Origin of the sequence: Paraburkholderia sp. 40, assembly GCF_050434105.1 — a bacterium.
Classification (GTDB): Bacteria; Pseudomonadota; Gammaproteobacteria; order Burkholderiales; family Burkholderiaceae; genus Paraburkholderia; species Paraburkholderia tuberum.
Genome location: NZ_JBNPVY010000004.1, coordinates 3,762,399 through 3,785,448, shown reverse-complemented (window position 1 = coordinate 3,785,448; position 23,050 = coordinate 3,762,399). Strand labels below are relative to the sequence as shown.

General features: G+C 64.9%; 20 protein-coding genes and 1 pseudogene. 7 read left to right on the top strand and 14 right to left on the bottom strand.

The genetic code is table 11. The annotated features are described in order from the left end of the window. Window positions 1–320: 320 nt before the first annotated feature. From ltrA to icmF, 3 genes are all read left to right on the top strand, one after another. Window positions 321–1,688, top strand: a complete 1,368-nt coding sequence (ltrA, locus tag OKW28_RS39525) for a group II intron reverse transcriptase/maturase (protein WP_429453476.1) — start codon at window positions 321–323, stop codon at window positions 1,686–1,688. Between the two features lie 177 nt (window positions 1,689–1,865). Next, on the top strand, window positions 1,866–2,798 hold the full coding sequence (locus OKW28_RS39520) for a LysR family transcriptional regulator (protein ID WP_184026292.1): 933 nt from the start codon (window positions 1,866–1,868) through the stop codon (window positions 2,796–2,798). A gap of 118 nt (window positions 2,799–2,916) precedes the next feature. After that, the gene (icmF, locus tag OKW28_RS39515) at window positions 2,917–6,294 is read left to right on the top strand and encodes a fused isobutyryl-CoA mutase/GTPase IcmF (RefSeq protein WP_429453474.1); all 3,378 of its coding nucleotides are present in this window, start codon (window positions 2,917–2,919) and stop codon (window positions 6,292–6,294) included. 38 nt (window positions 6,295–6,332) lie between these two features. Here icmF and OKW28_RS39510 read toward each other — a convergent pair whose 3' ends face one another. Continuing rightward, a complete protein-coding gene (locus OKW28_RS39510) occupies window positions 6,333–7,292 on the bottom strand; it encodes an NAD(P)H-dependent flavin oxidoreductase (protein WP_429453472.1) in 960 nt (319 codons plus the stop codon). 362 nt (window positions 7,293–7,654) lie between these two features. Here OKW28_RS39510 and OKW28_RS39505 point away from each other — a divergent pair, with 362 nt between their 5' ends. Then, the gene (locus OKW28_RS39505; protein ID WP_429453470.1) at window positions 7,655–8,545 is read left to right on the top strand and encodes an alpha/beta fold hydrolase; all 891 of its coding nucleotides are present in this window, start codon (window positions 7,655–7,657) and stop codon (window positions 8,543–8,545) included. A 49-nt stretch (window positions 8,546–8,594) separates the two neighbouring features. On the opposite strand, the gene OKW28_RS39500 is transcribed toward OKW28_RS39505, so the two are convergent. After that, window positions 8,595–9,065 (bottom strand): Lrp/AsnC family transcriptional regulator, encoded by a 471-nt coding sequence (locus OKW28_RS39500; protein WP_429453468.1) that lies wholly within the window; start codon window positions 9,063–9,065, stop codon window positions 8,595–8,597. Window positions 9,066–9,177: 112 nt separating this feature from the next. On the opposite strand from OKW28_RS39500, the gene OKW28_RS39495 reads away from it, so the two are divergent. Next, the gene (locus OKW28_RS39495) at window positions 9,178–10,116 is read left to right on the top strand and encodes a DMT family transporter (protein WP_429453466.1); all 939 of its coding nucleotides are present in this window, start codon (window positions 9,178–9,180) and stop codon (window positions 10,114–10,116) included. 298 nt (window positions 10,117–10,414) lie between these two features. Here OKW28_RS39495 and OKW28_RS39490 read toward each other — a convergent pair whose 3' ends face one another. From OKW28_RS39490 to OKW28_RS39465, 6 genes are all read right to left on the bottom strand, one after another. Beyond that, window positions 10,415–11,332, bottom strand: a complete 918-nt coding sequence (locus OKW28_RS39490) for an MBL fold metallo-hydrolase (protein WP_429453464.1) — start codon at window positions 11,330–11,332, stop codon at window positions 10,415–10,417. Then, window positions 11,329–11,802 carry a MaoC family dehydratase gene (locus OKW28_RS39485; protein ID WP_429453462.1) on the bottom strand — a complete coding sequence of 158 codons (474 nt, stop codon included), beginning with the start codon at window positions 11,800–11,802 and terminating at the stop codon, window positions 11,329–11,331. Before OKW28_RS39485 ends, OKW28_RS39490 begins: the two co-directional genes overlap by 4 nt. Continuing rightward, window positions 11,799–12,044 carry a DUF1289 domain-containing protein gene (locus OKW28_RS39480; protein WP_090802758.1) on the bottom strand — a complete coding sequence of 82 codons (246 nt, stop codon included), beginning with the start codon at window positions 12,042–12,044 and terminating at the stop codon, window positions 11,799–11,801. Before OKW28_RS39480 ends, OKW28_RS39485 begins: the two co-directional genes overlap by 4 nt. A gap of 5 nt (window positions 12,045–12,049) precedes the next feature. Continuing rightward, the gene (locus tag OKW28_RS39475; protein WP_429453460.1) at window positions 12,050–12,571 is read right to left on the bottom strand and encodes a YbaK/EbsC family protein; all 522 of its coding nucleotides are present in this window, start codon (window positions 12,569–12,571) and stop codon (window positions 12,050–12,052) included. 34 nt (window positions 12,572–12,605) lie between these two features. After that, window positions 12,606–13,532 carry a hydroxymethylglutaryl-CoA lyase gene (locus tag OKW28_RS39470; RefSeq protein WP_429453458.1) on the bottom strand — a complete coding sequence of 309 codons (927 nt, stop codon included), beginning with the start codon at window positions 13,530–13,532 and terminating at the stop codon, window positions 12,606–12,608. Window positions 13,533–13,648: 116 nt separating this feature from the next. Continuing rightward, on the bottom strand, window positions 13,649–14,590 hold the full coding sequence (locus OKW28_RS39465; protein WP_429335652.1) for a 2-hydroxyacid dehydrogenase: 942 nt from the start codon (window positions 14,588–14,590) through the stop codon (window positions 13,649–13,651). A gap of 315 nt (window positions 14,591–14,905) precedes the next feature. Between OKW28_RS39465 and OKW28_RS39460 the strand changes: the two genes are divergently transcribed. Further along, window positions 14,906–15,508 (top strand): RBBP9/YdeN family alpha/beta hydrolase, encoded by a 603-nt coding sequence (locus OKW28_RS39460; protein ID WP_429453456.1) that lies wholly within the window; start codon window positions 14,906–14,908, stop codon window positions 15,506–15,508. 3 nt (window positions 15,509–15,511) lie between these two features. Further along, window positions 15,512–15,784, top strand: a pseudogene (locus OKW28_RS39455) (sulfate ABC transporter substrate-binding protein); the annotation flags it as partial. A gap of 107 nt (window positions 15,785–15,891) precedes the next feature. On the opposite strand, the gene bioB reads toward OKW28_RS39455, so the two are convergent. The 6 genes from bioB to OKW28_RS39425 all read right to left on the bottom strand — a co-directional run bounded on the left by bioB (window position 15,892) and on the right by OKW28_RS39425 (window position 23,049). Continuing rightward, the gene (bioB, locus tag OKW28_RS39450) at window positions 15,892–16,992 is read right to left on the bottom strand and encodes a biotin synthase BioB (protein WP_429453454.1); all 1,101 of its coding nucleotides are present in this window, start codon (window positions 16,990–16,992) and stop codon (window positions 15,892–15,894) included. Window positions 16,993–17,044: 52 nt separating this feature from the next. Next, the gene (gene bioD, locus OKW28_RS39445; protein ID WP_429453452.1) at window positions 17,045–17,785 is read right to left on the bottom strand and encodes a dethiobiotin synthase; all 741 of its coding nucleotides are present in this window, start codon (window positions 17,783–17,785) and stop codon (window positions 17,045–17,047) included. After that, entirely contained in the window at window positions 17,782–18,966 is a 1,185-nt protein-coding gene (bioF, locus tag OKW28_RS39440; protein ID WP_429453450.1) for an 8-amino-7-oxononanoate synthase, read from the bottom strand. The genes bioD and bioF overlap by 4 nt, the downstream gene beginning before the upstream one ends. Continuing rightward, window positions 18,966–20,327, bottom strand: a complete 1,362-nt coding sequence (bioA, locus tag OKW28_RS39435; RefSeq protein ID WP_429453448.1) for an adenosylmethionine--8-amino-7-oxononanoate transaminase — start codon at window positions 20,325–20,327, stop codon at window positions 18,966–18,968. Before bioA ends, bioF begins: the two co-directional genes overlap by 1 nt. A 341-nt stretch (window positions 20,328–20,668) precedes the next feature. Beyond that, window positions 20,669–21,976, bottom strand: coding sequence for a dienelactone hydrolase family protein (locus OKW28_RS39430; RefSeq protein WP_429453447.1), 1,308 nt, complete (start codon window positions 21,974–21,976; stop codon window positions 20,669–20,671). Between the two features lie 617 nt (window positions 21,977–22,593). After that, on the bottom strand, window positions 22,594–23,049 hold the full coding sequence (locus OKW28_RS39425; RefSeq protein ID WP_429453445.1) for a YchJ family protein: 456 nt from the start codon (window positions 23,047–23,049) through the stop codon (window positions 22,594–22,596). Window position 23,050 lies beyond the last annotated feature (1 nt).

Below are 23,050 nucleotides of genomic sequence, written 5' to 3'. Positions count from 1 at the left end.
GCGTAAGGGTGACCGAGCGTGGGGAGGAAGCGTGGAGCAAAGCCGTGAGCCGATGGACAAGAACCGGATATGAGGCGGCACCGATCAGGGCGAGCGGGCACGAATCTGCGAAGCTCTTGTGGTCAAGGATTGGTGCCGTAAATCCGGCGGTTGTGCGGTGAAGGAGTGCGTTCTTACCTGGGGAGATCTCGCCTCATGCCTGAAAGGGCAACGGTGTCGAACCGGAGCGGGAAGTCAGCCGAGGTCGTAGTAGTCACAGGACAGGTCGGCAAGGCTGAAGCTGGTGACGAAGGACCGAACGGGAAGGAGTGTTCAGGGATATGCCGATGCGGCAGGCAATGCGTCAGATGCCCGTGCAAACGGGGCGAGCGGGAGCAGCGCGTGGTGAAGCTGCGCATGTACCTGTGAGCGACGAAGCCGGCTGCCCGCGGCATGAACCCGGGAGCACAGGGTCAGCGTTGCTGGAAGCGGCGTTGACGAGAGAGAACCTGAAGCGGGCGTTCAAACGGGTGCGGGCCAACAAAGGAGCCGCTGGGGTGGATGGTCTGGGCGTTGACCAGACTGCGCGCCATCTGGTGACGGCGTGGCCAGCGATTCGTGAACAACTGCTGAAGGGGACGTACCGGCCCAGCCCGGTACGGCGGGTGACGATTCCGAAGCCGGACGGAGGCGAGCGCGAGCCTGGTATCCCGACGGTAACGGACCGGTTGATCCAGCAGGCTCTGCTGCAGGTGCTGCAGCCGGTTCTGGATCCCACCTTCAGCGAGCATAGCTACGGCTTCCGGCCCGGACGGCGTGCACACGATGCGGTGCTTGCCGCGCAGTCGTACGTGCAGTCAGGCCGGCGAATCGTGGTGGACGTTGACCTGGAGAAGTTCTTCGACCGGGTCAACCACGACATCCTGATCGACCGCCTACAGAAACGCATTGGAGACGCTGGTGTAATCCGGCTGATCAGGGCGTATCTGAACAGCGGCATCATGGATGATGGAGTGGTTCAGCAGCGAGCCCAGGGCACGCCGCAAGGCGGGCCGCTATCGCCGCTGCTGGCCAACGTGTTGCTGGATGAGGTGGACAAGGAACTGGAGCGGCGGGGCCACTGCTTTGCGCGCTACGCCGACGATGCGAACGTGTATGTTCGTAGCCGCCGCGCGGGCGAACGGGTAATGGTGCTGCTGCGACGTCTGTATGGGCGATTGCGCCTGAAGGTCAACGAGACCAAAAGTGCGGTCGCGAGTGTGTTCGGTCGCAAGTTCCTGGGTTACAGCTTATGGGTGGCTCCAGGCGGTGTGGTCAAGCGCAAGGTGGCGGCCAAACCGCTGCTGGCGTTCAGGCACCGCATTCGTGAACTGACCCGCCGATCTGGCGGGCGCAGCATGAAGGACGTGGTGGCACGGTTGCGGACTTATGTGCAGGGCTGGAGGGCATACTTCCGGTTGGCGCAAACCCCCAGAGTCTGGCGTGAGCTGGATGAGTGGCTGCGCCACCGACTACGCGCCATCCAGCTTAAGCATTGGCGCCGTGGCTCAACCATCTACCGGGAACTGCGCGCGCTGGGCGCGTCATGCTCTGTGGCACAACAGGTGGCGGCGAACAGTCGCCGCTGGTGGTGCAACAGCGGCAAGCTCCTCAACAGCGTGCTGACCATCACTTACTTCGATCAGCTGGGTGTGCCCCGACTCTCCTAACCTCAACTTCCCGAACCGCCCGGTGCGGACCCGCATGCCGGGTGGTGTGGCAGGGGCGCAGCCTCAGGCTGCCCCCTATGCCGATTTTCGGGCGCCGCCGAATACGAGCGTTTGCTGCCGTCCCTTTGATAAACCCGGCAAAATGACGTCGATTGATTCCTGAAGCGAGCGACTGAGATGGACACCCTCGTCAGCATGAAAGTGTTTCGCCACGTGGTCGAAGCCGGCAGTTTCGTCGGCGCGGCGGAGAAGATGGAGATGTCGGCGGCGATGGCGAGCAAGCACGTGATGCATCTGGAGCAGCAGCTCGGCGCGCGGCTCCTGAACCGCACCACGCGTCGCGTCGCGCCGACCGAGGCAGGCCGCGAGTACTACGAGCGGCTGAGTCAGGCGCTCACCGAGCTCGACGAAGCCGGCCAGGCGGTCGGCGCGGCAAGCGTCGTGCCGCACGGGCGGCTGCGGGTGTCGTCGCTGTCGGCGTTCGGCCTGAATCACGTGATGGCCGCGGTCGCGGACTACGCCGCGCAGTATCCGCAGGTCACCGTCGATATGACACTGTCCGACCGCGTCGTCGAGCTGATCGACGAGGGCTTCGACGTCGCGATCCGCGCGTCGCCGGGCGGGCTCAAGTCGTCGTCGCTGATCGCGCGGCAGATCGCGACCGCGCATCTGGTGCTGTGCGCATCGCCCGCCTATCTGCGCAAGCATGGCACGCCGAAGAGCGTCGCCGATCTCGCGCGCCACAACTATCTACAGTACGCGGGCGTATCGGCGCTCGAAGTCGCGACCGGCGACGCGGGCTCGCGTGTGCGCCTGTCGGGCAACCTGATCGTCAATCAGCTCGAGGCCCAGCGCGTGGTCGTGCTGCATGGCGCGGGCATCGCGATGCTCGGCACCGAGGTGATCGGCAGCGATCTTGCCGAAGGGCGGCTCGTGCCGCTGCTCGTCGACCAGGTGCCGCCGCGGGAGCTGCCGATCCACGTCGTCTACACGAGCCGACGGCATCTATCGGCCAAGGTGCGCTCATTCGTCGATTTTCTGGCGGCGCGATTCGCAAACGAATCGCTGTGGCCGTCGCTCGACGAAATCAAGGCGTTGGCGGTGCGGTAGCGTTTCGCGAAGCACCGAGCATACGTCGCCAATCGCCCGCCCCGCGCCCCGGCGCCGTGTTACCCCGTTTCTATATACTGATTGTGAACACCCATCAGTTAAATGATCTGGGGGAGACATGACCGATCTGTCCACGCCGCAGCGTGCCGGCAGCCACGAGCTTCCCGCGGGCCGGCGCCTGCGCTTCGTCACCGCCGCCGCATTGTTCGACGGCCACGACGCGTCGATCAACATCATGCGACGCATCCTGCAGGCAAGCGGCGTCGAGGTGATCCACCTCGGCCACAACCGCTCCGTCGCTGAAGTCGCGACCGCCGCGCTCAACGAGGACGCCGACGGCGTCGCCGTGTCGAGCTATCAGGGCGGCCACAACGAATACTTCCGCTACCTGGTGGATTTGCTGCGTGCAAGCGGCGGCGAGCGCATCAAGGTGTTCGGCGGCGGCGGGGGCGTGATCGTCCCCGAGGAAATTGCCGTGCTCGAACGCGACGGCGTCGAAAAAATCTACTCGCCGCACGACGGTCAGCGGCTAGGTCTGCAAGGCATGATCGACGACATGATCGCGCGCTGCGAAGGGGCGCGCGCGGCCGACGCGGCGCGGCCGACGCCGGTGCGCGAATGGCTCGCCGAGCTGGCCGGGCGGCCGTTGCCACGTTGCGGTGAGGCCCATGCTCCGCACGCTGGCACTGCTGCTGGCTCGCACCCCGCCGATCACGCCGCACCGATCTTCCGCCGCCTCGCGCAACTGATCAGCGCGTTCGAAACGAACAGCGTCGACGCCGCCGCGCGCGACCAGCTAGCGACGCTCGCGCAAGCGCCACGCATCCCGGTGCTCGGCATCACCGGCACCGGCGGCGCGGGCAAGTCGTCGCTGACCGACGAGCTGATCCGCCGCTTCCGGTTCGACTACGGCGACACGCTGAACATCGCCGTGCTCGCGATCGATCCGTCGCGCCGAAAATCCGGCGGCGCGCTGCTCGGCGACCGCATCCGCATGAATGCGATCGGCGATTGGGGCGGCGGCGCCCGCATCTATATGCGCTCGATGGCGACACGCGAGGCATCGACCGAACTCTCCGATTCGCTACCCGCCGCGCTGATGCTGTGCAAGGTGGCGGGCTTCGATCTGATCGTCGTCGAGACGTCGGGGATCGGTCAGGGTGATGCGGCGATCGTGCCGTTCGTCGACGAATCGCTGTACGTGATGACGCCGGAGTTCGGCGCCGCGAGCCAGCTCGAGAAGATCGACATGCTCGACTTCGCGAGCTTCGTCGCGATCAACAAGTTCGATCGCAAGGGTGCGCAGGATGCGCTGCGCGACGTCGCGAAGCAGGTGCAGCGCAACCGCGGGGACTTCGCGATATCGCCCGACGCGATGCCGGTGTTCGGCACGATCGCGTCGCGCTTCAACGACGACGGCGTGACCGCGCTGTACCGGCGCATCGCTAATGCACTGCGCACGCATGGCCTGCGCGAGGGCGGCGCACGGCTCGGCGCGGCCGAAGGCGTGCGCTTTTCGAGCAACCTGCATGCGATCGTGCCGCCCGCGCGCGTGCGCTATCTGGCCGACATCGCGCAGACGGTACGCGGCTATCGAGCGCGGGCCGACGCGCAGGCGCAAATCGCGCGGGAACGCTGGCAGATCGTCGAGACGCGCCGCATGCTCGGCGAGGCGGGCAGCGACGCCTCGTCGCTCGATGCGCTGATCGACCAACGCGGCGCCGCGCTCGGCGAGCGCGAACGCAAGCTGCTCGACGCGTGGCCGCAAACGGTGGCCGCCTATGCAGGCGACGAACATGTGGTGCGCATCCGCGAGCGCGAAATCCGCACCGCGCTGACGGTCACGACGCTGTCCGGCTCCGAAATCCGCAAAGTGTCGCTGCCGAAATTCGTCGATCACGGCGAGATCCTGCGCTGGCTGATGCTCGACAATCTGCCCGGCTATTTCCCATTCACCGCTGGCGTGTTTCCGTTTCGTCGCGAGAACGAGGACCCGACGCGCATGTTCGCGGGCGAGGGCGATCCGCAGCGCACGAATCGTCGCTTCAGGCTGCTGTCGGAAGGCATGCCGGCCAAACGGCTATCCACCGCGTTCGACTCGGTGACGCTTTACGGTGAGGAGCCGCACGAGCGCCCGGACATCTACGGCAAGGTCGGCAATTCGGGTGTGTCGGTCGCGACGCTCGACGACATGAAGACGCTGTATGACGGCTTCGATCTGTGCTCGCCGGATACGTCGGTCTCGATGACGATCAACGGCCCCGCGCCGACGATCCTCGCGATGTTCTTCAACGTCGCGATCGACCAGCAGATCGCGCTGGGCGAGCAACAGCAAGGCCGCCCGTTGACCGAAGCCGAACTCGCCGCAACGCGCCGCACCGCGCTCGAAAACGTGCGCGGCACCGTGCAGGCCGACATCCTGAAAGAAGACCAGGGGCAGAACACCTGCATCTTCTCGACCGAATTCAGCCTGAAGGTGATGGGTGACATTCAGGCGTATTTCGTCGAACACGGCGTGCGCAATTTCTATTCGGTGTCGATTTCCGGCTATCACATCGCCGAGGCCGGCGCGAACCCCATCTCGCAGCTCGCGTACACGCTCGCGAACGGCTTCACCTACGTCGAGGCGTATCTCGCGCGCGGTATGTCGATCGACGACTTCGCGCCGAATCTGTCGTTCTTCTTCTCGAACGGCATGGACCCGGAGTACACGGTGCTCGGCCGCGTCGCGCGACGCATCTGGGCGGTCGCGATGCGCGAGCGCTATGGCGCGAACGAGCGCAGTCAGAAGCTCAAGTATCACGTGCAGACGTCGGGCCGCAGCCTGCACGCGCAGGAGATCGATTTCAACGACATCCGCACGACGCTGCAGGCGCTGATCGCGATCTACGACAACTGCAACTCGCTGCACACCAATGCGTTCGACGAAGCGATCACGACGCCGACCGAGGAATCGGTGCGCCGCGCAGTTGCGATCCAGCTGATCATCAATCGCGAATGGGGGCTCGCGAAGAACCAGAATCCGAATCAGGGCAGCTTCGTGATCGACGAATTGACCGATCTGGTCGAGGAAGCGGTGCTAGCCGAATTCGAGCGGCTGACAGAGCGCGGCGGCGTGCTCGGCGCGATGGAAACCGGCTATCAGCGCGGACGGATTCAGGACGAGTCGATGCTGTACGAGCATCGCAAGCATGACGGTTCGTATCCGATCGTCGGCGTCAATACGTTCCTGAGCGCGCATCCGCATGAAGCGCCGCGGCCACTGGTGCTGGCGCGTTCCACCGACGCGGAAAAGCAGAGTCAGCTGCGGCGGTTGCGCGAGTTCCAGACGCACCACCGCGAGGCCGCGCCCGAGGCGCTCGAACGCCTGAAGCGAGCGGTGATCGACGACGGCAACGTGTTCGCGGTGCTGATGGACGTGGTGCGCGTGTGTTCGCTGGGACAGATCACCCACGCGCTGTTCGAGGTGGGCGGGCAGTATCGGCGGAATATGTAGGCCGCGAGCGGGCGCCCCGGCCCGCTCCGTTCTTCACCTCAGTGCGCGATGCCGAGCCGCGCCTTCGCGTCGTCGTATTCGTTCTTCAGACGCCGCACGAGTTCGGCGACGTCCGGCACGTCGTCCATCAGGCCGACGCCCTGGCCCGCGCCCCAGATGTCCTTCCACGCTTTCGCCTTGTCGCCGCCGAAGTTCATCTTGGTCTTGTCCGATTCGGGCAGCGCGTCGGGATCGAGCCCCGCGTTCGCAATGCTCTCGCGGATGTAGTTGCCGTGCACGCCGGTGAACAGATTCGTGTAGATGATGTCCGACGCCTTCGCGTTGATGATCGCCTGCTTGTAGCTGTCGACCGCGTGCGCTTCTTTGGTGGCGATGAAGCGTGTGCCCATGTACGCGAGGTCCGCGCCCATCGCCTGCGCGGCGAGAATCGAGCCGCCGTTGGCGATCGAGCCCGACAGCACGATCGGGCCGTCGAAAATGCGCCGCACCTCGCCGACCAGCGCGAACGGCGAGGTGGTGCCCGCGTGGCCGCCCGCGCCCGATGCGACCAGAATCAGCCCGTCGACGCCGGCTTCCAGCGCTTTCTGCGCATGACGCAGATTGATCACGTCGTGCAGCACGATGCCGCCGTAGCTATGCACCGCATCGACGATCTCGCGTGCCGGCGCGCGCAGGCTGGTGATGAAGATCGGCACCTTGTGCTCGACGCAGACGCGCACGTCGTGCTCGAGCCGCGCATTCGACTGATGAACGATCTGATTGACCGCGATCGGGCCGATCACCGCATCCGGGTTCGCGGCCTTGTGCCCGGCGAGTTGCGCCTGGATCTGCGTCAGCCATTCGTCGAGCAGTTCGGCCGGGCGCGCGTTGAGGGCAGGGAACGAGCCGACGATACCGGCCTTGCACTGCGCCAGCACGAGTTCGGGATAGCTGACGATGAACATCGGCGAAGCGACGACGGGCAGCGCGAGGTTTTGCAGAACGGCGGGCAATGCCATGGTGCGAGTCTCCAGATGTCGACCCGAGTTAGCGCTTTAGCGCTTACTCGAGTCCCATGAATATTCAACTTGCCGGTGCGACGTGCGCCCGGCGAATAGATGAGTTTAGCGGCACACGGCTTGCGGCCGGCGAATGCGTGTGGCAATCGAACGAAACCGGCATGCCGAAGTGGTGGCAAATGGCGGCAAATTTTTAAGAACGGTCGTTCGATTATAGGCGAAGTCGGCGACCCGCGCGCGGTAGGCCCGTTTGGAACGGTTCGAAGGAGTATTCAGGTTCCATGTCTGCGTGGGATATCCCACCTCGCACGGACCTGTTGGCCTTCTACAATGCACGGACCGCAAACGATCAACGAGACGTCATGGCCTTCGAAAATTTCACGTCTTTTCGCGTCGCCGTGGGCGATGTCGACATTTTCGGAGTGAAGGGCGGCGCCGGGCCGCCTCTGCTTCTGCTGCACGGCCATCCGCAATCGCATCTGATCTGGGAACGCTGCGCCGCGCCGCTCGCGCGGCACTTCACGGTGATCGCGACCGATCTGCGCGGCTATGGCGCGTCGGGCAAACCGCCGAGCGATGCCGCGCACGCACCGTATTCGAAACGCGTGATGGCCGCTGACCAGGTCGCGGTGATGCACCACTTCGGCTTCGAGCGCTTCCTCGTCTGTGCGCACGATCGCGGCGCGCGCGTCGCGCACCGGATGGCGCTCGATCACGCCGACGCGATCGAGCGTTTGATGCTGCTCGATATCGCGCCGACACTCGCGATGTACGAAGCCACCGACCGCGCGTTCGCAACGCACTACTTCCACTGGTTCTTCCTGATCCAGCCCGAGCCGCTGCCCGAAACGTTGATCGGCGCAAATCCGGCCGCCTATGTCGACGCGGTGATGGGCGGACGTCACGCGGGTCTCGCACCGTTCGATCCCGCCGCGCTCAACGAGTATCGGGCGGCGCTCGCGCAACCGGGTGCGGTGCACGCGATGTGCGAGGACTATCGCGCGTCGGCGAGCATCGACCTCGAACATGATCGCGCCGATATCGAGCGCGGCAACAAGATCGGCTGTCCGCTGCGGGTGCTGTGGGGCGACAAGGGCGTGATCGAAAAATGCTTCGATGCGCTCGATGAATGGTGGCATGTCGCGCGCGACGTGAGCGGCCGCGCGCTATCGTGCGGGCACTATCTGCCCGAGGAAGCGCCGGACGAACTGGTCGCCGAGATGCTGTCGTTTTTCGAGGCGGTCGAACAATAAGCGCCGGGCTGCTTCGCGCGACCTTCGTTTGACCAGCGCTGGACCTTCGTTAGCCGAGCGGCGGCAGCCGTCGCGCGACCGGCGTCGACTTGACGATCGCCGTGCTGGTCTCCGCGCGCTCGGTCACTTTCGACAGGATCTCGTCGAGCTGCTCGATCGAATGCAAGTACAGGCGGCAGATGAAACAGTCGTCGCCGGTCACCTTGTCGCATTCGACGAACTCCGGAATGCGCCGGATCACTTCCTCCACCAGGTGCAGCTGCCCGGGCAGCGGCTTCACGCGCACTACCGCCTGCAGCGTGAAGCCGAGCGCGCGCGGATCGATCTGCACGGTGAAGCGCTCGATCACGCCCTGCGCTTCGAGCCGCCGCACGCGTTCGGCCGTGCTGGGCGCCGATAAGCCGACGACGCGCGCGAGTTCGCTGACCGGCTGGCGCGCGTCCTGCGCGAGCGCGGCGAGTAGTGCGCGGTCGGTGTCGTCGAGTGCGACCGGCGTGATCGATGCAAGGCGTTTGATCATGATGGCCTTCGCTTATGAGGTGAAAATGCGGTAACGCTTAAGTTTAGCCATGTATTCGCGCGGGTGGATTAATTACACTGCCAGTTATGCAGTCACCATCCGGGATCGAATCATGGCTTCAAACAAGGCTTCCGTCACGACCTCGAGCAGTTCGCCCAGCGACATCCGCCGTGGCGCGGCGGAGATGAGCATCGCGATGCTGATGTCGGGCACGATCGGCTGGCTTGTCGTGTCGTCGCAGCAAAGCCCCTTCAACGTGGTGTTTTTCCGCTGCATTTTCGGCAGCGCGACGCTCGCGCTCGTGTGTGCCGTACTCGGCCTGTTCCGCCGCGAGCTGTTTTCGTGGAAGATGCTCGGCCTCGCGTTGCTCGGCGGCGCGGCGATCGTCGTGAACTGGGTATTGCTGTTCGCCGCGTATTCACGCGCGTCGATCTCAATGGCGACGGCCGTCTACAACACGCAGCCGTTCATGTTGGTCGGGCTCGGCGCGCTGGTGTTTCGCGAGCGCATCAGCGCATCGACGATCGCGTGGCTCGTGGTCGCGTTCGTCGGGCTCGTGTTCGTCGTGAAGGTCGAGCCGGCCGTGCTCGCGGTGCCGGGGCAGTATCTGGTCGGCGTCGCCTATGCGGTCGGCGCGGCGGCGATGTACGCGGTGTCGTCGATCATCACGAAGCGGCTGAAGGGCACGCCGCCGCATCTGCTCGCGCTGATTCAGGTATCGCTCGGCGTGCTGTTGCTCGCGCCGTTCGTACGCTTCGACGCGTTGCCGGCAAACGGCGCGCAGTGGCTCGAACTGGTCGTGCTCGGCGTCGTCCATACCGGGCTCATGTACGTGCTGCTGTATGGCGCGATCCAGAAGCTGCCGACGTCGATGACGGGCGCGTTGTCGTTCATCTATCCGGTGGTCGCGATCATCGTCGACCGGCTCGCGTTCGGACAGACGCTCGCATGGATTCAGGTGCTCGGCGCCGCGCTGATTCTGCTGGCGGCGGCGGGCGTCAATCTCGGGTGGCGGATCGTACCGCAGAAGAAGCGTTTATCGTCCACGTGATCCCGATTCGACATTCAATCGGACATTGCTACGGATTCCGGAATAACGCGCAAGCATTCAAGCGCCTAACGCCGTTTGATGACAGATCGTGTATGCATTCGTAAAACGTGGCGTCAAATTTCTGTAGGGAAATCACCGATGCGATGCAAAAACCCACACGCGTATCATTGATAGCGACGCTGATCACGTCCAACAGATGTTCCGCCGCTCGCGTCGTCGAGCGGTTTTCTTTTTGGTAGCACGGTTTGCGTTCCGGTGCGCTTTTCCGCCGCGCCGGTCGAACCGGTCACATCACAGTTCAATGCCGCGCGAGAATGCGTGTGCCGTCCACTTCGAGCGGTCCATCGTTCGCCGCGAGTTCCCCGATCATTCCCTTCAGCAACGCGGGCCATTCGCCGCGCGGCTTCAGCATCGAGGCGGCGGCGCGCATCACGGCCGCGTCGTCGAGCATGCGCAAAAGCGTGTCCACACTCATCTCGCGGACTTCGAGCAGCTTGAATACGATCAGCACCTTAAGCGCGTTCCTTGCGTTGCGCGCGGGATCGGCGCGTAACCAGGCGACGCGCGACATCGCGCGTTCGAGCGCCGGTTCGACCTGCGTGAACGGCGCGCCGTGGCCTGGGATGACGACGCGCACGTCGAGCGTTGCGATCAGGTCGAGCACGGCTTGCTGTTCGGCGAAGCCGCTTTCGCCTTCGAGTTCGGGAAAGATCACGCCGAAGCCGTTTTCCCACAGCGCATCCGCGCTGATCAGCAAGCGTTCGTCCGCGCAATAGAGCATCAGCGAATGCGGATCATGGCCGGGCGCGCCGAGCACCTGCCAGTCGAGTGCGCCCAGCCGCAAACGTGCGCCGGGTTCCAGCGTGCCGGTGAAGCCGAAGCGCTCGCAGGTTTGACCAGTCGCGCGAAAGCTGAGGCGCGTTTCGTCCCAGCCGCGCACGGCATCGGCTTCGGATGACGGAATCAGGGTGCGGCACGGCCACGTAGCCTGCAACAGTGCGTTGCCGCCGCAATGATCCGAATGCAGGTGCGTGTTGACGATCAGATCGAGCGGCCGCGTGCGCAACGCATTGCGTACCAGCGCGACCGTTTGCGATGCGTGCGTCGCATAGCCGGTATCGACCAGCGCGGCCCATGTGTCGTCGACGAGCAGCACGTTGTTCGACGACAGCCAGCCGCGCTCGAAAACCCGGATCGATGCGGGCAGCGCGATCATGGCGTGGCCGTGTTCGCGTGCGCGTTTGCGACTGCGGGGGGCTTCGGCATCACGAGGATCGTCGAGGTACCCGTCAACATCAGCTCGCCGCGCTGATTGACCACCGAACCTTCGAGATAGGTCAGATCGCCGTTCAGGCTCGGCTTCCAGTGAGCGTCGTGCACACGCCACGTGATCGTCAGCGTGTCGTGCGCCCGCACTGCCTTCTTCAGCTTGATATCGAATTCGAGGCCGAGCGGTTGCGCGTAAGTAGAGAAATGCGTGGCGAGCAGCGCCATGAAATACGCGGTGGGTTGCGTGCCCGACGCGATCAAGCCTCCAAAGCGGCTTTGCGCGGCATACGCTTCATCGTGATGCAACGGGTTCAGATCGACGACGAGCGTCGCGAACGATTTGATCGAATCCGCCGACAACTCGAGCGTCGAACTGAACGTCTCACCGGGCGTCACGATGCGCGGCGCGGCGTTCATTGCTTCTCCTTCGTCGTCGATGTCGTGCGCAGCGCCATTAACGTCGCGTGGCGCACTTCGATCGCGTCCCACACCGCGCGCTTCGCGTCGTTGTCGAGCGTCGACCAGCCGGCGATTTCGTCGATCGTGCGCAGGCATCCTTCGCACCAGCCGGTCGATGCATCCATCCTGCACACGCTGATGCACGGCGATGGCACGCAACCGCCGTCGTCCCTGTCGTCGTAATCGTTGCCGCTCGCCATCGTGTTCAGGCCGGCTCGCGCAACGCGACATCGACGACCGGTGCGCCTGTGAGCGAGATCAGCTCCTGCGCGGTCAGATTGAACACCGCGTGCGGATGACCGGCGGCCGCCCACAGGCTCTCCAGCTCGAGCAAATCCGCATCGATCAACGTGACCGGCTCGGTCGCGTGACCGACCGGGCACACGCCACCGATCGCATAGCCGGTTTTTTCGCGCACGAACTTCGCGTCCGCGCGGCCGATCTCGCCGACGTGCGCGGCCACTTTCCTTTCGTCGACACGATTCGCGCCGCTCGCGATCACGAGCACCGGCGTGTCGTCTTCGCGGCGCCGGAACAGGATTGACTTCGCGATCTGCGCGACCGAGCAGCCGAGTCCGGCGGCCGCTTCGGCGGAAGTCTTGCCGGTTTCCGGCAGCATCACGATTCGCCCCGCATGACCGCGTTCGCGCAGCAGCAGCGCGACGCGGCGTGCCGAGTCGGGCAGCGCGGCGAGATCGTCGGAGTCGAAGGACGCGAGGTCGTTCATCGTTGGGGATCCTGATTGAAAATGGATAGAGCGTTTATACGCAGGTATTCGCTTCGCTGCGCGCCTTCGCGAGCAGCGCTTTGCCGGCGCGCGAAACGTTGGGCCGGCCGATCGCGTTCGAAATGAAGTCGCCGATTTCGACCACCTGGGCGAGGTCGATACCGGTCTCGATGCCGAGGCCGTTCATCAGATACAGCACGTCTTCGGTCGCGACGTTGCCGGTCGCGCCCTTCGCATACGGGCAACCGCCGAGCCCCGCGACCGACGCATGAAAAATCTCGACGCCTTCGAGCAGCGCCGCGTAGATGTTCGCGAGCGCCTGGCCATAGGTGTCGTGAAAGTGTCCCGACAGATGCTCGCGCGGAAACACTTCGGTTACGGCCTCGAACACTTCGCGGGTGCGTTTCGGCGTGCCGACGCCGATCGTGTCGGCGATATCGATCTCGTCGCAGCCGAGCGCCCCGAAGCGCTTGACGACGTCGACGACCGACGCGACCGGCACTTCGCCCTGGTACGGACAGCCGAGCGCGCACGACACGCTGCCGCGAATCCGCAGCTTATGTTGTTTCGCCGCCGCGGCGACTGGCGCGAATCGCTCGATGCTCTCCGCGATGCTGCAGTTGATGTTCTTCTGCGAGAACGCCTCGCTCGCCGCGCCGAAGATGACGATCTCGTCGGCGCGCGCGGCGAGCGCGCCTTCGAAACCGCGCAGGTTCGGCGTCAGCACCGAGTAAATCGTGCCGTCGTGGCGCTCGATGCCGGCCATCAGGTCTGCGCCGTCGGCCATCTGCGGCACCCATTTCGGCGACACGAACGACGCTGCTTCGACGTTGCGGAAGCCCGCCGCCGACAGACGGTTGATCAGCTCGATCTTGGTCGCGGTCGGCACGAATTCCTTCTCGTTCTGCAGCCCGTCGCGCGGACCCACTTCGACGATTTTCACTTGCTTCGGTAAGGCCATGATGTGTCTCCGATCCGATGCGGCTTTATCGCTGTCCCATCCGGGATGGGTGCTGCCGCGTTGCTGCAATTCAATTCAGCCCGCACGCCTGCGACGCGTGCGGGCGCGGGTTTCACTCAGTAGCCGCGTTCCAGTTGCACTGCGCCGCTCACCTGCTCGCCGCGCATCATCGCGCCGATCTTGTCCGCGACCTGCGCGACGCTGTCCTCGCGCAATGTCAGCGCCGACGTGTGCGGCGTGATCGTGATGCGCGGCTCGCGCCAGAAAGGATGATCGGCGGGCAGCGGTTCCTCGCGGAACACGTCGAGCGTCGCGGCGGCGAGCTGGCCGCTCGCGAGCGCAGCGAGCAGATCCGCTTCGACGAGATGCGCGCCGCGCGCGACGTTGATCAGATATGCGCCGCGCGCGAGCTTCGCGAAGACTCGCGCATTCAGCACGCTTTCCGTGTCGGGTGTATGCGGCAGCAGATTGACGAGCACCTTCGCGCCGTCGAGGAAGCTATCGAATTGCGCGTCGCCGGCGAACGTCGCGATGCCATCGATCTGCTTCTCGCCGCGAGTAAAGCCGCGCACCGGCAGGCCGAACGAAGCGAGCGTTTGCGCGACCTGCGTGCCGAGCACGCCGAGCCCGAGCACAGCCACCGTGAACGTTGCGCGCGGATGCGGCTCGAGCACTTTCCAGCGGCGCTCGCCTTGCAGCACCTGATATTCGTCGAAGCGGCGCAGATAGCGCAGCACCGCATGCGTCACGTACTCGGCCATCTGCGCGCCCATGCCGGTATCTTCGAGGCGAATCAACGGCACCTCGGGCGGCAACGTGCCCGGATGCGCGCGTTCGAGCGCGAGAATCGCATCGACGCCAGCGCCGAGATTGAAGATCGCGCGCAGCGTATTGCGTCCGGCCAGCATCTCGCGCGGCGGACGCCAGACCACCGCGAAATCGGCTGGGCCGGTGTCGCCGGGCTTCCATTCGCGCAGCTCGGCGGCGGGCAGAGCGCGCGCAAAGTCGTGCAGCCACGCGGCGGCTTCGGTGTGCGGTGCGTAGAAGAGTATTTTCATGCGGTCCGGAATGCGTCGGCGTCGCTGTGGGCATGAGCGGGACGGACCCAGAGCGCGCGACGGCAATCGGACGACGCGTGCGGGATCGGGTCTCCTCCCGGTATGAATAGGCTTCATTCTACTTTTTCGACGCAAATCGCGCGCGTTTGCGCACGCACGTGCGCTTCGAAATGCATGCCGTGGTGGGCGTCGAGTTCGCGCGTACCCGCGCATTTCTTCGTTTGCCCGATAACGAAAGCACAAAAACTTGGTTCATCGATGCGCGACCGGGCGGGACAATGATTGCCTGGATTCCTTGCGCAGCGAGGCACGCACATGCTTTCATGCACCCGATCGAGCTGGCCGCCACGGCTCGTCACCGTTCCCGGCTTGCACGGCAGCGACGGCGCGCATTGGCAAACATGGCTGGAGCGGCAGTTCGCGCGCTCGTTGCGCGTCGAGCAGGCCAACTGGGACGCGCCCGATCTCGCGCTATGGGCGAAGTCGTTGTGCGACCTGCTCGCGCGCGAACGCGGTCCATTCGTGCTGGCCGCGCATAGCTTTGGCTGCCTCGCGACCGCGCATGCGTTGCAGCAGGGCGCGCTCGCCAGCGAGGTGGTCGGCGTGCTGTTCGTCGCGCCCGCGAGTCCGCGGAAGTTCGAATTCGCGGGACCGTTCGACGCGCGACGTCTGGGCGTGCCGTCGATTTTGATCGGCAGCGAAACCGATCCGTGGATGGCGCTCGCCGACGCGCGCGATCTTGCGCAGCGTCTCGGCAGCGCGTTCGTCAATCTCGGCGACGCGGGGCATATCAACACGGCGGCGGGCTTCGGTCCGTGGCCGCGCGCGAAGTATTTCGTCGATACGCTCGTGCATTGCTCGGCGCCGCTGCGCTTTCGCGAAGAGGCGATCGAAACCGCGCCGCATGCGCTCGTGTGAGCGGTGTCGATCGTCGATAAGGTCGTCGACAAGCGTGGCACGCGCAAGCAAGCGCAGGCGAATCTCGACTATCTGTGGTCGCCGGCCGCGCAGGAGATCGTCGCTCAGCATCATCTGCGTCCGCGCGACAAGGGCGTCCTCGCGAAGCGCGCGGCCGAGTTCAAGCCGATCAAGACGTTCACGGTGGAGGAGATGTTCGGGAGCTGGGAGAAGACGCAGGACACGCACATCTCCGATGGGGGGACGTTCGATCAGGTTATTGTTGATCGGAAGTAAGCGCCGGGTTTTGCGTCAAATGAAAAGGCTGCCTCGCAAAACGAGGCAGCCTTTTCTATTCGCACACGCCTGGCGCATGCGACATATCGATGAAACAGTTGCGCGACTCAATTCGCCACGCTGTGATCCCCATGCCCATGCGCACACCCATGCTCGCCCCCACTGTGCTCGACCGGCATCTGCTGCGCAGCCTCAGCGCGAATCCCCAGGCGCGCGAGCAGCTTGCGATCCGCTTCCGCCTGCGGGTTGCTCGTGGTCAGCAACTGATCGCCGTAGAAAATCGAATTCGCGCCCGCGAGGAAGCACATTGCCTGCAACGCCTCATCCATCTGCTCGCGTCCGGCCGATAGACGTACCATCGCGCGCGGCATCGTGACGCGCGCAATCGCGATCGTGCGCACGAATTCGAACGGATCGATCGCTTCGGTCCCGGTCAGCGGCGTGCCTTGCACCTGCACCAGATTGTTGATCGGCACCGATTCCGGATACGGCTCCATGTTCGCGAGCTGCGCGATCAGCCCCGCGCGTTCGCGGCGCGATTCGCCCATACCGACGATGCCGCCGCAGCACACGTTGATGCCCGCGTCGCGCACGCGTTCGAGCGTGTCGAGGCGATCCTGGTACGTGCGCGTCGAAATGATCTGGCCGTAGAACTCCGGTGACGTATCGAGATTGTGGTTGTAGTAGTCGAGGCCCGCATCGCGCAGCGCCTGTGCCTGGTGCGTTTCGAGCATGCCGAGCGTCACGCAGGTTTCGAGGCCCATCGCCTTCACGCCGCGGATCATGTCCTTGATCGGCTCCAGGTGGCGGTCCTTCGGATTGCGCCACGCGGCGCCCATGCAGAAGCGCGTGGCGCCGTTCTGCTTTGCGACCTGCGCGGCGGCGAGCACTTCGTCGACCGGCATCAGCTTGTCGGCGGCGAGACCCGTGTCGTGATGCACCGATTGCGGACAGTATGCGCAATCCTCTTCGCAGCCGCCGGTCTTGATCGACAGCAGCGTCGACAGTTGCACCGCATTGGCGTCGAAATGCTCGCGATGCGTTTGCTGCGCGCGAAACAGCAGGTCGTTGAACGGCAGTTCGTACAACGCGACGATATCGGCGACGCGCCAACGCGCGAGCGGCTTCGCCTCAGTAGCGGCTGCGGTCGGATTGCCGTTGGCGGCGCTCGCTTCGGCGGTGCCTGCTGCGATGTTCAGTTGTGTCATGTGATCGATCCTCGTAAACGGATGAATTTGGGTTCGGCGCTGCGGGGCAGCGCTATGCCGCGCGCAATTGGCGCAGCGTTTGCAGAAGCCGTCGAATGTCGAGCTGTTGCGCTGCAAGCTCCGGCGACGGCGGACTGATATGCGGCACGACGCCGAGCAACGGCGCGTCGTACGCTTGCGCGAAATGCACGCGAATCGACGCGATGTTTTCGTCGGGAAAGGTCATGTCCGGGTCGATGCGATTCGCGACCCAGCCCGCGAGCGTCAGACCGCGCGCGGCGATCGCTTCGGCAGTCAGCAGCGCGTGGCTGATGCAGCCGAGCCGCATGCCGACCACCAGCACCACCGGCAGCTTCAGCGCGACGGCGAGATCGGCGGTGTCCCGCGTCGCGGTCAACGGCACGCGAAATCCGCCGACACCTTCGACAACGACCACCTCGGCGAGCTTCAACGCCTCGCGATGGCACGCGACGATGTGCTCGAGATCGAACGAGACGTTTTCCAGCGCCGCCGCGATGTGCGGCGCGGCCGGTTCCCTCAGCAGATACGGCGTGCGCATGGCGGGCGGCAGCAGCACGCCCGACGCGGCATCGAGCTGATCCGCGTCCTCGTTGTGCAGCACGCCGTTCACTTCGAACGCGCCCGCCGCGATCGGCTTCATCGCTGCTGCCTGCAGGCCTTCGCGCACGAAGCCGCGCAATAGCGCCGACGACACGAAGGTCTTGCCGATTTCCGTATCGGTGCCGGTGACGAACAGCGACAGCGCGCCGTCATCGTTAATCATGTTGCTCATGCCGCGCGCGCTCCGACTTGTTGCAGGCCAGCCTCGAGCCGGTCGAGATCCGCATGGGAGTGCGCGGCCGACAGCGAGATGCGCAGGCGCGACGTGCCGGTCGGCACGGTCGGCGGACGGATCGCGGGCACCCACAGCCCCGCGCGATCGAGCGACGCGGCGATGTCGAGCGTCGCATCGTTCGCGCCGATGATCAGCGGTTGCACGGCCGTATGTGAATCGACGGGCAGCCACGGCGTCGCCTTCAGCAACGCGCGCGTGCGATCGATCAGTTGCTGGAGATGCGCGCGGCGCGCATCGCCTTCCTCGCCGCCGATGATGCGCAGACTCGCCGACACCGCATGCGCGGCCGCCGGCACCGACGCGGTCGTGAAGATATACGGACGCGCGCGCTGCACGAGCCATTCGATCACGGTCGCATGCGCGACGACGAACGCGCCGGAGACACCCGCCGCCTTGCCGAGCGTGCCAATCGAAATCAGATGCGGCGAGCGCAGCGCGGCCTGCGCGATCGCGCCACGGCCTTGCGGACCCAGTACGCCGAAGCCGTGCGCATCGTCGACGATCAGCCATGCGCCGTGCCGCTCGGCGAGTTCGAGCAAACGAGGCAGCGGCGCGATGTCGCCGTCCATGCTGAACACCGTGTCGGACACGATCACCTTGACGTCCGCCTCCGACGCTTCGAGCATCGCGCTCAATGCATCCATGTCGCAGTGCGGATAGATCTGGACATCCGCGCGCGACAGCCGCGCGCCGTCGATCAGCGAAGCGTGATTGAGCGCATCGGAGAACAGCGTCGTGCCGCGGCCCGCGAGCGCGGTCAGCGTCGCGAGATTCGCCATATAGCCGGTGCTGAAATACAACGCGCGGGCATCGTCGAGAAAGCCGCCGGCAAATTCGGCGAGATCGTCTTCGAGTTGCGCATGCGCACGCGAATGACCGCCGAGCAGATGCGAGCCGCCGCTGCCCGCGCCATACAGGCGCGCGCCTTCGGCGATCGCGTCGATCAATTGCGGATGCGCGGCAAGGCCCAGATAGTCGTTGCTCGCGAAGCCGATGATTTCACGGCCGTCGACCGTCATGTGCGCGGCGCATGGTGTGTCGGCGGTGCGCCGGCGTCGGCGCAGGCCGCGCGCGTCGATTTCCTTCAGGCCTTCGGCGAGTGTGTCGAGCAGATGCATCAGCGGGTCTCCGCGAGCGTTGCGTCGAAGGTGTCGCGGGTGCGCGTGGCGAGCAGCGCGAGTTCTTCGTCGTCGAGGATGTACGGCGGCATCAGGTACACGGTGGTGCCGATCGGGCGCAACAACAGCTCGCGTTGCAGCGCGTTTTCGAAGAAGCGGCGCGAGAACGTTTTGGCTTGCTGAGGATCGTCGATCATTGCGTCGAACGCGAAGATCGTGCCGCGCTGACGCAGATTGCGCACGTGCGCGTGCTCGACGAGCGGCGCGAGCGCGGCCGCGAGGGTCGCCGTTTTGCGTGCGTTGGCGGCGAGCACGTCGTCGCTCGTGAACAGATCGAGCGTCGCGAGCGCGGCACGGCACGCGAGCGGATTGCCGGTGTACGAGTGCGAGTGCAGGAAGCCGCGCGCGGTGTCGTCGTGATAGAAGGCCGCGAAGATCTCGTCGCGCGACAGCACGATCGACAGCGGCAGATAGCCGCCGCTGATGCCTTTCGACAGACACAGGAAGTCCGGCCACACGCCCGCCTGTTCGCACGCGAAGAACGTGCCGGTGCGGCCGCAGCCGACTGCGATTTCGTCGGCGATCAGATGCACGCCGTACCGGTCGCACAACGCGCGCAATCCGGCGACGTACGACGCGTCGTGCATCGCCATGCCGGCCGCGCATTGCACGAGCGGCTCGACGATCAGTGCGGCGATGCGGTTCGCGCGCGCCTCGAACAGCGCGCGCACATGGTCGAGCGCGCGGCGCCCGACGTCGGCGGCGGTTTCGCCCGCTTGCGCGAGCCGCGCATCGGGCGAGGCGACGACGTGGGCGTGACGAATCAGCGGATCGTACGCGTCCTTGAACAGCGCGACGTCGGTCACGCCGAGCGCGCCGATCGTCTCGCCGTGATAGCTGTTGGCAATGCAGACGAATTCCTGCTTGTCGGCGTAGCCCCGGTTGCGCCAGCTGTGAAAGCTCATCTTCAGCGCGATCTCGACCGCCGACGCGCCATCCGACGCGAAGAACGCGTGGCCGAGCGTGTTGCCGGTCAACGCGTGCAGACGTTCAGCGAGTTCGACGGCGGGCTCGTGCGTGCAGCCGGCGAGCATCGCGTGTTCGAGCGTATCGAGCTGATCTTTCAGCGCCGCGTTGATGCGCGGGTTCGCGTGACCGAACAGATTGACCCACCAGGAACTGATCGCGTCGAGATAGCGATGGCCGGCGCGATCGTACAGCCACGCGCCTTGACCGCGCGCGACGGGGATCAGCGGCAGACTTTCGTGGTGCTTCATCTGCGTGCACGGATGCCACACCGCGCGCAGGCTGCGGGCGACCCAATCTTCAGGGGCGACCGGGGGGACTGCTGACTTTTCCAAAGAGGTACTCCAGGGTGCTTTTTTGCCACGCACGCAAGCCTCGGCGAGTGTGCGGGGTCGAGATTAGCGGTTTATTTGGTCGCGCGCATCAACCGCGAAATGCTCGTTTTTCGCGGTAGCGTCGAGGTTTGGCATCGTTCGATGCAGCTCGTTCGATTTCGTGAGGGAAGCTCGCCAATCGACGGAGATAGCGACGTCAAAGTAATGGGCTGTTACTGGCCAGAATTTGGGGTGACGAGGTGTTTTTTTGCGGGGGAACGGAGCGCAAAAGAAAAAGCCCGCCGATACGGCGGGCTTGCGGCACATCAGAATCAGGCGCGATTCACGCCTCTATTCGTACTTCACTCCCGGCTCGCAATCGCTTTCCGGCCATTGGCATCGGCATCGCTTGCATCCGCCGTCTGCGAGTTCTGATTGCCCCACACGACCGCGTTATCGACCGCATACAACCGGCACGGATCGGAGCTCTGCTTCTGGCAATTCGTCACCGCCACCGACATCGGATCGTCGCCGCCCTCGGCCCACGACCACGCGCCCGAGTCCGAGACCGCGAACGCGCGGCTCGGATACTGATGCAGGAAGTTGCGATAGCCATTGCGGCCCTCGTTGTCGAGGTACGGCACCGAGTCGATCGCGTCGAGCGCGGCGAATCCGGTTGCCTTCGGCGCGGCCGGATCGGCGACGTGATACTGCACGGCAGTCGGCATACCGGCGCGCGCGAGGAACGCTTCGACGGCCGGCCACCATACGTGCACGCCGTCGCGGTCGCCGACCAGCCGATGCGCGTCGTTCTTGTAGTGGCCGAAGTCGACCATCTTCACGCTGGCGCCGTGTGCGCCGTACGCGGCGTACATGCCCGCGACGAGCGGCGCGTTCCACACCGAATCGTTATCGCCATAGAGCCACAGCGACGGCACCGCAGTCTTCTCGCCGTACGCGCCGAATGCGCGCGTCAGATTGCCTTGCCAGTCTTCGCAGGCGTCCTGGCGCAGGCCGCCAGAGAAATTGATCAGCGCGCGCACGCCGGGCGCAGCTTCGGTGCCGTATGCGATCGTCGCAAGACCGCCATGCGAGGTGCCGGCCACCGCGATGTGCGTCGCGTCGACATAAGGTTGCTTCGACATGTAATCGATCGTCGCTGCGACGTCGCCGGCCTGGCCAAGGCCGTTGCGCTCGACGTCGCAACCGTCCTGCTCGTACACGCCGTCCGAGTGACCGAAGCCCTGGCGGTTCGGCGCGACGACGACGTAACCGCGGCGCACGAATTCGCGCGCGAACGGCAGCGGGTCGCTGCGTTCCTGCGTGCGCGGGTCGCCCGGAATCTTGCCGTGGTTGAAGACGATCATCGGGAACGGGCCGGGGCCGTCCGGCTTGTAGATCGTGGTTTCAAGCGTGACCGTGCCGGTGGCGTCGACCGGCACGCGGATGATCTTTTCGTTCAGGTGAGCGGTGGGCAGGTAGATGTCGTCGTCCAGCGCGAGGCGCGGCACGCGGGCGCGCGACAGCGGTCCCTGGGTGTCGCTCGACGGCGTCGCGTTGTGTGCGGAAAGGGACGAGTAGGCGAGCGGATCGGCGTGCGCGATCGTGACAGCACACGTGGCCGCGGCGCAGATCGCCGCACACTTCGTCAGAACCTTGCTCAACACCATTGACGCACCTGCTTTAAAGACGTGTACAGAACTCCGTGCTGTCCGGTTGCGCAAAACGCGGCTGACATTCAGCTTTCGTTCGCGATTTCGACACAAACAGACTCACTCGCGAACGTTGCGGGAAGCGCACGCACGCAAATCGAGATCGCACGGGATGAACCCAACGGCCGACGCGACCCACGCGCCGAGGATGAACGTCACTTGATGCTGTCGGAGTCCGCGCGGCTCGCGTTCGATCAGCGGCCGGTCAGCCTTCCTTTGCATGTTGCGGAGCCGGTATGACCCTCTCTCGCAATGTGACGTCATGAAACTACGGACTCATCCTGGCACGACAATTTTGTTTTGTGCAATCAAGGAGAACCCGTGACTAAAAAATTGCTGCATGTGCGAACGAGGCTTCAAAGCCTCGCCGGGCAAGGGCGGGGGACATGTGGCGGGAAGCGGCGAGTAAAGGTCGTGTCAGTGCTGTGGTGCGAGGCCAACGAAGAAACCCGCGTGAAAGGAACGAAAAAAGGCCTATGCAAAGGCCTTTATAAAGTTTGTCGAGAGCGAGTGAAAGGCACGAGAAAGCTTCGGCGCTGAATGCAGCGATTACTTAATCGTCGCGTGCTCTTCATTTACTCATTGACGTCGCCGTCGACATAACGCCAGCGGCCATCATCGCCGCGCACGAATCGACTCGATTCATGCAACCGATAAGCACGTCCCCCCACTTTGTAGCGGGCGATGAATTCGACGGTCGCGCGATCGGCATCGCTTTCGGCGAAGCCTTTGATCTGCAGTCCGAGCCAACGGGGAGCGTCGGGCACGGTGGGATCGACGTCGAGATCGGCGGGGCAGGTGCTGGGGTCCCACGTCGCGCGCAGGTAGTCGGTTGCACCGAGCACGTACGCGCTATAGCGCGAGCGCATTAGTTCGAGCGCGCGCGGCGGCGCTTCGCCGCCGTCGATATAGCGGCCGCAGCATTGCGCGAAACGCGGGGCTTTGGTCGCGGTGCCCCCGCGTGCGTCGGGCGCGGCGCCGCCGCACGGACAGTCGACAGGTCTTTGCAGTGACAACAATGGCTTGTTCATT